Below are 11,765 nucleotides of genomic sequence, written 5' to 3'. Positions count from 1 at the left end.
CCCTTCATTATAAATAATGCTGTCCATCATTTTATAACTTTCAATCTTCAACTTTCAATTTTCAATTTCCCTCCAGTTCCCTTTCTAAACAAGAATACTTATATTTATGGGAAATTTCAGAATACATGAATATTTTACTAGTAGAAGATGATGAGCGAATCAGTAAATTTCTTGTAAAAGGTCTGGGTGAAGCAGGTTATCAAATGGTTCTTGCAGACTCTGGCGAAAAGGCCCGTGACCTTATTAATACTTACGATTTTGATATTATTTTAATGGATATTATGCTGCCAGGTCTGGATGGAATGCAGCTGACACAGATTATCAGGTTCAAAAAAAATTATACACCGATATTGGTTCTCAGTGCATTAAATAGTCCGGATGATAAAATAAAGATGCTGGATCTGGGTGCTGATGATTATCTATCCAAACCATTTCATTTTGAAGAGCTGATCTCAAGGATTAAAGCATTGACCAGAAGAAATAAGCTGAGCTATCAGGAGGAAACTCAACTTTTAAGCTGTGGAAATCTTACCATAGATACCGATCTTCATAAGGTGGTTCAGAATAATAAAGAAATAGAACTTTCTCCCACAGAATATAAGCTCCTGACTTTCTTATTGGAAAATAAAAATAGGGTTCTAAGCAGGACGCAGATTCTGCATAATGTTTGGGGAATTAATTTTGATAGTACCACCAACGTAGTAGATGTTTATATTTCTTATGTGCGAAATAAAATTGACGAGAGTGAGCAAAAGATTATTCATACGATTAAGGGAACCGGTTATCTGATTAAAGATTAAAATGACTTTACGGAACAGATTTACCATCATTTCCAGCCTTTCCTTTGGCATTGTTACCATCATTACTTTTGCAGTGGTGTTTTTTGTCTATTATGACAGTACAAAGATCTCTTATTTTGAGAGACTCAGAAATACAGCCCTTATTTCAGCCATTTATTATTTGGAACAAGATGAACTTCCAAAAAGCAGGCATGCTCAGATCAAAACAGAATACAATCATTTAATTGAAAATAAAAAAGTAGCAGTTTATAATAAATATAATGAAGTTACTTTTGGTCAAAACCTTAATGATGCGAATATTAAGGCGATGCATCTGAAAACTGCCAGGAACAATAAAGTGGTTCAGTTTATGTCAGATAATAATTTCTATTATGGTATTTTTTATCCTGACAATCAGGGGGATTTTGTAGTTTTTGTCAAGTCTCCCAATGATTCCTTTAAGTCACAAATGGTAAGGCTTTCTATTATTATGCTTGCCGTCTTGATTTTGGGACTGCTGGTTATTTATTTTCTGAGCAGATATCTTTCTAAAATAGTTTATAAGCCTCTTTCGAATGTTGTAAAGAGAATTAATGACGTAGATTATACTACCATTTCCAATGCTATAACCTCTACCAATACACATGATGAGATTGAAGACCTTATTAAGTCTTACAATAAATTATTTGGAAGAATCTCCGAAAGTATTTTATTGCAACAGAATTTTATCAATTATGTCTCTCATGAATTCAAAACACCACTGGCAGCCATTTCGGGTAATTTGGAGGTTTTTGCTCAAAAAGACCGTTCGCCGGAGGAATACCGGAAGGTGGTCAATGAATCACTAGAGAATGTATATGAAATTGAAAGCATTCTCAACAATCTTTTGTTAATGTCCGGTCTGGCCAAACTTGAAAAGTCACACCAACAAGTAAGAATTGATGAGCTTATCTGGAAGATCTACGAAAAGCTTAATCCTAAAGCCCAGGATAATAATTCTTCAATTAAAATAAATCTGCAGGTCAGTACATCCGAATTATTGGAATTCCCAGGAAATGAGACCTTGCTTTATTTAGCCTTATATAATATTGTAGAAAATGCAATTAAATATTCTCATAACCATCCAATAGAAATTGTTCTTTTAGAAAAAGATAAACATCTGGTGATTGAAATTAAAGATCAGGGTAGGGGAATTTCCTCTGATGATCTTGAAAAGATTACAGAGACTTTCTACCGGGGTAAAAATGTAGATCAGGTAAAAGGGAGCGGAATCGGGCTTTCTTTGTCTAAAAGTATATTTGATCATCATCATATTCAAATGAAAATTGAATCTTTAATAGATGCCGGAACGCAAGTCATCCTTACTTTTCCTGCCATTAAATAAATACTCTAATCGAATTCTAATGTTGGGCTAACCGAATCTTAATTTGATTTGAAATTGGCTTTAATGTTTACAAAATAGCTTTGTGGTCTTAAACAAGAGACCTTGAAGAAATTTATTTTTACATTATTTTACATTCACCTTTTTGGGTTCTTTTCAGCACAAATTGTAGATACTATACAAATTGGAAGGAAAGAGGCAGAAACGATATTTCTTGCCAATAACCTTGACCTTATTGCCCAGAAATTAGAGATTTCCCAGGCGGAAGCCCGTGTTGTTCAATCCAAATTTTGGCCTAATCCTAAATTGACCGTCAATGAAATCAATCTTTGGCGGACTTATGATATTGAGCAGCAACCAGCGTTAATTGGCAATTGGGGGAAAAACACTCAGTTCTCTGCTGAGATAGAACAGGTGATCCAGACGGCAGGGAAGAGAAGAAAGAATATTGAACTTCAGAAAATTGAAGTTGATGGTGAAAAGTTCGAATTGCAGGAAGTACTGCGTGAACTCAAAAAATTATTACGAAATACCCTGACAGACATTATATACAATCAGGAACAGCAAAAATTGTATAAAGGGCAGATCTCTTCCATTGAGAAACTGACAAAGTCTTATCAAAATCAATTGAACCTGGGGAACATCAGTAAATCTGAATACGTCCGGTTGAAAGCACAGGAAATTGAATTCAAGAAGAAGCTAATTTCATTACAGCAGGAAATTACAGAACAACAGGTTGAATTAAAAGCATTGCTTATTCTTCCTTCCAAGTCTTATCTCGTCATTACAGATCATTTATCAATGCCTGAAAAAGAACTTTCAGAATTGGAATTACCAAAGTGGCTGGACATTGCAAAGGAAAACCGACCGGATATTTTAATCACAAAAAATAAAGAGAAACATGCTCAGAAAAACCTGGAATTACAGAATGCATTAAAGACGCCTGATATTGCATTTTCTGTAGGGTATGATCGAGGGGGGAATATCATGAAGGATTTTGTTGGATTGGGTATTTCATTTGATCTTCCGATTTTCGACCGAAATAAAGGGAATATTCAGGAAGCCAAACTGGAAATTACAAAATCCAATTTTGAGACCCGAAAAAGCATTCTCAAATCTGAAAACGAAATTACTTCCGTATTTCAGAATTACACCCGGACTCAGAAAATCTCTCAGGAACTGGATGATTCTTATGAAACGACTTTAGATGGTTTATTGACAAGTCATGAAAAGAATTTCAGACTCAGAAACATCAGCATGCTGGAATATATGGATTTCCTTGATACTTATATAGGAAACAAAATGATCATACTTGATACCAAAAAGGAACTTAATCAATATTATGAAAACCTGCAATATGTTGTGGGGCAAGATCTGTAATTATGAAAATGAATACTACAAAATATAAAATAGCAATGTATTTCTCAGTAATTGTTGTGTTGGCATCTTGTACTGAGAACAAAAACACCAAGGATGCTGAGCCTCAAAATTATTGTATCAGTAAAGAATTAAAAAAAGATCTTAAGCTTGCTAAAGTAGAAATGCGCTCTGTAGAAGAGAGCATTACCCTTACAGGAGAAGTGGAAAGTAATTCTGATAAAACAGTCCCTTTTGTAAGTCTTGTGGACGGGGTAGTTACAGAAACCTACTTTTCTTTAGGAGATTATGTAAAGAAAGGGCAAGTGTTAGCAACGATAAAAAGTGTCTCATTAAATGAGATGCAGGACGATACCCAAACCTTGCAGGCACAATTGGCTGTAGCCAAAAGAAAACTATCCTCCGTAGAGGCCATGTATAAAGATGATATTGCATCACAAAAAGACTTGCAGGAAGCCAGATCTGAAGTTCAGATCATACAGTCTAATATTTCTAAAACAAGAAAGAATATGCAACTCTATTCTGCTGGCAGTAGTAATATACAGGTCAAAGCTCCTGCAGAAGGTTATGTGATCGCTAAAAATATTTCAACAGGAATGCCTGTTACGGCTGGAGGAGAGCAGTTATTCACAATTTCCAATCTTGATAAAGTCTGGGTAATGGCTAATGTCTATGCAACTAATATGAGGCATGTTTATGTTAATCAACCTGTAGTTGTAAAGACACTGGCGTATCCTGATGATAGTTTTGCCGGTAAAGTAAATGTTATCTCTCAGATTTTTAATGAAAACGAAAGAGTATTGAAAGCTAAAATCATCATGGACAATCATAACATGAAATTAAGACCCGGAATGTCTGCGGATATCGTTTTACCAATCAATGCGCAAAATAAGACCGGATTGGCCATTCCAGCTAAAGCTCTGATTTTTGATAATAATCAAAGTTATGTAGTCGTGTATAAAAAAGATTGTGATATGGAGATAAGAGCAGTTACAGAAATTGCTTCCAACAGTCAGTATATCTATGTAGAAGGAGATTTGAAACAAGGGGAAAGTGTAGTCGCTTCCAATGGATTACTCATCTACGAAAACATGAAAAATCAATCCAATAATTCTACTAAGTAATGCGAAAATTTGTACAGAATATTGTTTCTTTCTCGTTAAAAAACTCCCTGATCGTGCTTTTGGGAACTTTCCTTTTACTTGCCGGAGGAATTTATTCTTACATGCGCACGCCTATTGAAGCCTTTCCGGATGTTACCAATACCAGAGTTAGAGTGATTACTCAATGGCCAGGCCGAAGCGCCGAAGAAATAGAAAAGTTTGTAACCTTACCGATTTCCAAAGAAATGAATACCATCCCGAATAAAACCTCGGTTCGGTCCATTTCCTTGTTTGGGTTATCTGTAGTTACCGTTATTTTTGATGATCATGTAGATGATTTTTATGCACAGCAATATGCTTCCAACAGATTAGGAAATGTTAAACTTCCTGATGGAGCAGATTACAGTATCGAACCTCCTTCTGGTGCAACGGGTGAAATTTATCGGTATATTATAAAAAGTAAATTACCCATCAAAGAGATTACTTCTATTCAGGATTGGGTAATCGAAAGAGAACTTCTTGCCGTTCCCGGAGTTGCTGACGTAGTAAGTTTTGGAGGAGAAGAAAAGACTTATGAAATCAAAATTAATCCTACAGAATTACAGAATTATGATCTGTCTCCTTTAGATGTATATGAGGCCGTTTCCAAAAGCAATATCAATGTCGGCGGTGATGTCGTCTCAAAAGGAGATCAGGCATATGTGGTCCGGGGAATTGGACTTTTGGAAAGCAAAGAAGATATTGAAAACATCAAGATCGAGGTCAAAGGTTCTACCCCTATTTTAGTAAAGCATGTTGCTGAAGTAAAAGTTTCTGCGAAACCTCGATTGGGACAAGTAGGTTATAATAAAGAAGATGATGTTGTAGAAGGAATTGTCATAATGCTTCGTGGGCAAAATCCAAGTGAGGTAATTGGAAGATTAAAAGAAAGGATTGCAGAACTTAATGGAGGAGAATTGCCTGGGGATGTTAAAATTGTTCCCATCATTGATCGTACAGAACTTGTAAATACAACCGTTCATACTGTATCTAAAAACTTAGTTGAAGGAGTTGTATTAGTCTCCATCATTGTATTTATCTTTTTGTACAACTGGAGAACCACCTTTATTGTAGCCTCAGTGATTCCTTTAGCATTTTTATTTGCGATTATTATGCTTAGGATTCAGGGATTACCAGCCAACCTTATTTCGATGGGGGCTCTTGATTTTGGATTGCTCCTCGAAGGAACCCTTGTGATCGTGGAACATGTTTTTGTAGCCCTCGAGCAAAAAGCAAACAAAGTAGGACTGAGGCGATTTAATAAAATGTCTAAACTGGGGATCATTAAGAAAAGTGCAGGTAGCGTAGCCAGCTATATTTTCTTTGCCTTGTTGATTCTTATCGTTGCGTTGATGCCTATTTTCTCTTTCCAGAAAGTAGAAGGGAAAATGTTCTCCCCACTGGCATTTACACTAGGTTATGCTTTACTGGGTTCTTTGATATTGAGTTTAACTTATGTGCCGGCAATGTGTAAACTTTTGCTGACAAAAAATATAGAAGAGAAAGAGAATTTTATTTCCAGATTCTTCAGAGTTAATATTTATAAGCTGTACGAAATAAGTGCACGATACAAAAAAGGGTTTATCATTGGTTTCGGTGTGTTGTTAGTAATTTGCGGATGGAGGTTTTCAAACTATGGATCCGAGTTTTTACCTAAATTAAATGAAGGTGCTATCTATGTTCGGGCAACCCTTCCAAACAGTGTCAATCTGGATGAATCGGTAAGGCTGACAAAAGAAATGAAAAATATTTTAGCTAAATATGATGAAGTAGCTTTCGTAATGACACAAACAGGTCGCCCGAATGATGGAACAGATCCTACAGGATTTTTCAATATTGAATTTAATATTCAGCTGAAACCTGAAAGCGAGTGGAAAAAGAAGATTTCAAAAGAAGAACTTTTGGAGGAAATGAGAGTTTCTTTGGAGAAATATCCAGGTATTAATTTTGGTTTCAGCCAGCCTATTCAGGATAATGTGGAAGAATATGTAGCAGGGGTGAAAGCACCCTTAGTGATTAAGATTTTTGGAAATGATCTTTTTCAGCTTGAAAATTATGCCAATCAGGTGGCTAAATCTATAAGAACGGTTCCAGGAATTTCTGATGTGAATGTTTTTAAAAATATCGGTTTACCAGAGTTAAGAATTCAATTGCATGATTCAAAAATGGCAAAATACGGTGTTTCTACTGCCGATGCACAAGCGGTTATTGAAATGACGATTGGAGGACAGGCTGCAACAAAATTCTACGAGGAAGAAAGGATGTTTGATGTAATGCTAAGATTTGAAAAACAATATCGTGATAATCCGGAAAAGATCGGAAATATCCTGATTCCGACCCAGGATAATAAGAAAGTACCATTGAAGGAAATTGCAACAATTGATTATCATACAGGCCCCTCATTTATTTACCGGGAAGGAAATAGCCGATATATTGGTGTTGGATTTAATATAGAAGGAAGGGATCTGGGAAGTACCATTAAAGATGCCAAAGCCAAGGTTGAAAAAGAAGTAAACATTCCTAAAAATCATAAAATGACCTGGGCGGGAGAATTTGAAAGTAAAGAAAGGGCGGCTAAGCAATTGGCAATGGTGGTTCCGATCTCGTTGGTACTTATCCTGATGTTATTGTATTTTAATTTTGGAAATATAAAAGACACACTCATCTCTTCGGTAACATTAGCATTTGCTTTTATTGGTGGGTTTCTGTCGCTGTGGTTCACGGGAACTATTTTTGGAATCTCCGCGGGAATTGGATTTATTATCCTTTTTGGTGTGGCAACCATTGATGGGATTGTGCTCATCGGAGTCATGAAAGAAAACCTCCAGAATAAGATGTCTCTTAAAGAAGCAATTGCACAAGGAGTTAAAAGCAGAATTCGTCCGGTAGTAATGATCGCTTTAATGGGATCAATGGGGCTTTTTCCTGCAGCAATATCCAATGGAATGGGTTCTGAAATTCAAAAACCTTTAGCCATTATGATCGTAGGTGGATTGATTATTTGTATGATATTATCTTTTACAGTATTACCCATTATCTTCTACTACGCTTATCAGAAAAAATATAAAGCAACATCATAATTCTTTCAATTTTATATGTTTGTTTTGTTTGCCGGAATGTGAGGATTCCGGCATTTTTTTGATTTATAGATAAAAAAAGTGAGCCGGAAAGCTCACTTTATATATTGTCGTTGGTCAGATTATGGAGTAAGAATAACCGGATCCGGGAACGGCTCAAGAACTATTGGCTTACACATTGCGGCCGGTTCACATCTTCCACCCATACATATAAAATTAGTCATCGTGGTAGAACCGTCAGGACATCTGATCAAGGCCTCACCAGGACATCCTCCTGGACACTGGGCCGGATACAATGTTCCTCCAAATACATCTTTCAATTTTGTTCTTGAAAGTTTTGATACATTCATTTTTTTCATGGTTTAATTTTTTTTGTTAGTAATTAGTTTGGTTTGTAACTTTCTTATAATTAAATAAGTATGGTTGTAAACGATGAACTAAAATACTAAATTATTCTATACTTTTTGAATTAATTAGTACAAATATTAAAATAAACCATATTATTTGTCATTCAGAATGGAGCGAAGTGGAATGAAGAATCAAATGAGTAAAAAAGCCAATATACCTTTAAACACCTTATTTCTCATAAAGCTTCAGGCGTTATTTCCGTTTTGATTTATTCTCCAGCTTAGGCAGATCTTTTTTGTATTGTTCAACATCCCATTTGATTTGCCAGTTTTTTACGTATTCTGCTAATGGAGGAAGTCCAACTTCTGCTCGCCTTTTATCAACATTGTCCGGATCTTCTAAAGGAGACACAAAATAGAGTTGCGTTTCGGGATCACGACCAATCTGACTTCCATAGATTTGCTTTTTACCTTGTCTTAAAGCGACTCTGTCTTCTAAAAGAGCCAGACTACTGCTTTGGGCTTTACCATTTTTTACAGCTTCTCTCATCATGGGTAAATATTTCTCCTGTGTTGCCAAATCAGCATGTTGGATAACAAGAAATAGGGTAATGCTCCCTTGGGCACCGACAACATCAGGGCCTAACCAACCATATTTATCAAGAATAGCTTTTACTTCTATTAAATTTACAGAATCTTTTTTAGCTATAGTTTTCCAATGCTCTTGCATTTCCTTCGAATCAGCTCCGTATTTTTTTTCAATACCCTCGATTTGTTGTCTGTATTTTTGGTCTTCTTCATTAATATTGCTAAGCTTTGTTACTAAGGGTTTATTCAAACTAGCTTCTGCTTTTTCCTGATTTTGTTTGATCTTTTCGACTAAAGGCTTCCATCGCTTATCAGTATGCAAAGAGCTAAGGTCTGTATCGGTTGTTATATGGTTATAATTAATGAATTTTACAGCAACCTTGTCAAGTTGTGAAAATGCACTATCCGGCACAGAGGCCATTGCCCATGAGCATGCAGCATTATATCGATCATTAAGTGAAGCTTTCCAGCCATTAGATTTAAATGCTTCAGAATAATTATTTGCCGAGCTTTTAAAGTCCTTAGCATCATAAAATGCTTCAGCCTTTTTTACTTTCTCAGTATATTCTTTTGGAGTATTTTGTCCAAAGAGTGATTTTGCAGATACTAAAAATATCAAAACGAATAGTATTCTTTTCATGGTTGTTATTTTGTTATTAGTGAAGATATAGCTAATATTTTAACTAGGAATAAATAATATGAAATAAAAGCAGTTAAGCAAAGTTGCAACAAATGATGCAATAAATACAGCCAGATTGTCTCTTGTTTTTCCGGTGATCCACCTTATTATCCAATAATTAATTATATAAAGAGGGATTAACAGGCCAAAAGCAAAAACGGATAAAAAGATAAACTTATACAGAACAACTAGGATAAGGATCGTGCTAATAATAGAAGCAATAAAAGCTCCTGCAAAACTATTTATCCATGTTTTAGAATCTAATTTTAAATTCTCTACATTTTGATGAATCTGATTGTATTTCTTTTCTACAATAAGCTGTATACTTTCTTGACGCAACAGATCAGATTTTACCAAGGATAAACATTCCTGCATTGATGCCTTGTTCATATAATGGTGATGAACTTCTCTTATAATCCTATTTACTTCATTCAATACAAGATTGTTGATTTTAATTTTGGCATGAAACTCTTCAAGAGATCCTCTTCTTAGAATTTCTTCTAAAATTTCTTTGCTGGCTTTACCTTGATAATCAATTTGATTTGTATAAGATTCTATCAGATCTGCCTCTGAGAATTTGGTATAAAAGCCCATTTTATGGATTTTCCTTTGTAATCTCTTCGTGATGTTTTAAATATAAAGGCAATGCTGCTGAACCATACCAAGGGAATATTTCATAACCAAAAACCCCGGCTTGTACTGCAGGATCTGTTTTTACCCATTGCTCAGCTTCCTCTTTAGACTTTGTATTGAAAATAAACATACCACGATATGTTTCTTTATTTTTTTCTAAAAAAGGTCCGGCTACTATGATCTTGCCCTCATCTGCCAATTTACCGATATTGGTCATGTGTCCTTTCATCAATTCTCCCACCTTAGCCTTATCTTCAATCTTTGCAGATCCCGTTGTAAGCATAACGATAGTGTAAGCTTTCATTCCATATTGATCTGCTCCTAATGAGGTTGCCAATTCCTGATTGAATTTTGGTTTAGCTGCTTTTTTCTCTTGAGCGAAAGATAAAGTTGCCATCAAGAGACTAAGAGATAAATAAATTTTTAATTTCATGATATAGTAGTTTATTTGGTTATAAGTCTGGCATCTGAAATCTGACATCTGATATCTAGCGTCTACTTAATCTTTTATTCTAAGAAATTCTTTTGCTAGTTCAATCATCTTTGGATCACCAGTGTATTTTCCATGTTCGTCGGATAGTTTTACGGTAGGGATCCATTCTTTATTGGGAGCTTGTACTCCGATTAATTTCATGACAATATTCATTGGTTTTAATCCTACATCATTGGTAAGATTGGTTCCTATACCAAATGAAACACCTATTTTTCCTTTGCAATATTTTGTGATTTCTTCTACTTTTTCAAGATTTAAAGCATCAGAGAAAATAATATACTTAAATAAAGGATTGATCCCATTGTTTTTGTAATGTGCAATCGTTTTATCAGCAAATTCCAAGGCATCTCCACTGTCGTGACGAACTCCATCGAAAAGTTTTGCAAACTTTTTATCAAACTGTTGGAAGAATACATCTGTTGTGTAAGTGTCAGAAAGGGCAACTCCCAAATCTCCTCTGTATACATCTACCCAATGTTCAAGGGCTAATTCATTGGCCATTTTAAAACCATATTCAGCTCCGTGAAACATAAACCATTCATGGGCATGAGTTCCAATAGGCTTTACACCAAATTTCATGGCGAAATGCACATTCGAGCTTCCCGCAAACGTAGAATCTTTTTTCTGGGTCAATGCTTCCATTACCAGATTCTGAACTTTATAGGAATGTCTTCTTCTGGTCCCAAACTCTGCAAAAGTAACACCCAGCTTATTTAAGGAATCAGCTTTTTCAAGCGTCCTGTTCATAACCACCTCATTAGAATCCCTTTCCATATGGTTCATCTCATAATGCAATTCGCTGATCAATGCCAATAACGGAACTTCCCAGAGAATGGTTCTGTACCACAATCCTTCAACTGTAACAGAAAGCTCATTACCGGTCTGAACGATTTTTACTTCTGATGGATCATAATGATATCCTTCAAGAAAATCAAGATAGGGTAGGTCTATATAAGGGCAGGTTTTTGCCATGAATTTTTTTTCATCTTTGGTAAGTTTGAGTTCTGCCATTTTAGAAACGGCCTCTCTCAAAGCAACGTCAAAACCTTCAGGGAAAAGATGTTTTCCTCTATTGATAAATTCATATTTTACAATGGAGCTTGGAAATAATTTTACCACCGCATTCTGCATGGTTATTTTATAAAAATCATTATCTAGAATAGAATTCAATCGTACATCGTGCATATTGTGTAATTTTAACGCAAATTTAATAATTAAAAATAAAAATCGTCTAAATGTAAGACGATTTTTTTAAAATATATCGATGAT

The 11,765-nt window shown here is 35.3% G+C and carries 10 protein-coding genes; 5 read left to right on the top strand and 5 right to left on the bottom strand.

The annotated features are described in order from the left end of the window. Positions 1 to 125 precede the first annotated feature (125 nt). The 5 genes from JHL15_RS01120 (at position 126) to JHL15_RS01100 (ending at position 7,759) form a co-directional block, all read left to right on the top strand. On the top strand, positions 126 to 800 hold the full coding sequence (locus JHL15_RS01120; protein ID WP_200241683.1) for a response regulator transcription factor: 675 nt from the start codon (positions 126 to 128) through the stop codon (positions 798 to 800). A gap of 1 nt (position 801) precedes the next feature. Then, on the top strand, positions 802 to 2,163 hold the full coding sequence (locus tag JHL15_RS01115; RefSeq protein ID WP_200241681.1) for a sensor histidine kinase: 1,362 nt from the start codon (positions 802 to 804) through the stop codon (positions 2,161 to 2,163). 102 nt (positions 2,164 to 2,265) lie between these two features. Continuing rightward, entirely contained in the window at positions 2,266 to 3,540 is a 1,275-nt protein-coding gene (locus JHL15_RS01110) for a TolC family protein (protein WP_200241675.1), read from the top strand. A 2-nt stretch (positions 3,541 to 3,542) separates the two neighbouring features. Next, entirely contained in the window at positions 3,543 to 4,661 is a 1,119-nt protein-coding gene (locus JHL15_RS01105; RefSeq protein ID WP_200241673.1) for an efflux RND transporter periplasmic adaptor subunit, read from the top strand. Beyond that, a complete protein-coding gene (locus JHL15_RS01100) occupies positions 4,661 to 7,759 on the top strand; it encodes an efflux RND transporter permease subunit (protein WP_200241670.1) in 3,099 nt (1,032 codons plus the stop codon). Before JHL15_RS01105 ends, JHL15_RS01100 begins: the two co-directional genes overlap by 1 nt. Before the next feature lie 119 nt (positions 7,760 to 7,878). Here JHL15_RS01100 and JHL15_RS01095 read toward each other — a convergent pair whose 3' ends face one another. From JHL15_RS01095 to pncB, 5 genes are all read right to left on the bottom strand, one after another. After that, a complete protein-coding gene (locus JHL15_RS01095) occupies positions 7,879 to 8,115 on the bottom strand; it encodes a hypothetical protein (protein ID WP_200241667.1) in 237 nt (78 codons plus the stop codon). Between the two features lie 241 nt (positions 8,116 to 8,356). Next, positions 8,357 to 9,331: a DUF6624 domain-containing protein gene (locus tag JHL15_RS01090; protein WP_200241665.1), complete on the bottom strand. Its 975-nt coding sequence runs from the start codon at positions 9,329 to 9,331 to the stop codon at positions 8,357 to 8,359. A 39-nt stretch (positions 9,332 to 9,370) separates the two neighbouring features. Further along, complete coding sequence (locus JHL15_RS01085; RefSeq protein WP_200241662.1) at positions 9,371 to 9,964, bottom strand: hypothetical protein; 594 nt, start codon at positions 9,962 to 9,964, stop codon at positions 9,371 to 9,373. Position 9,965: 1 nt separating this feature from the next. Then, positions 9,966 to 10,436, bottom strand: coding sequence for a YciI family protein (locus tag JHL15_RS01080; protein WP_200241660.1), 471 nt, complete (start codon positions 10,434 to 10,436; stop codon positions 9,966 to 9,968). Between the two features lie 66 nt (positions 10,437 to 10,502). Continuing rightward, complete coding sequence (gene pncB / locus JHL15_RS01075; RefSeq protein ID WP_200241657.1) at positions 10,503 to 11,681, bottom strand: nicotinate phosphoribosyltransferase; 1,179 nt, start codon at positions 11,679 to 11,681, stop codon at positions 10,503 to 10,505. Between the last annotated feature and the right edge of the window lie 84 nt (positions 11,682 to 11,765).

Source organism: Chryseobacterium paridis (assembly GCF_016595215.1).
Classification (GTDB): Bacteria; Bacteroidota; Bacteroidia; order Flavobacteriales; family Weeksellaceae; genus Chryseobacterium; species Chryseobacterium paridis.
Note: the sequence above shows the minus strand (reverse complement) of the source record. Positions and strands in the feature narration are given on the sequence as shown.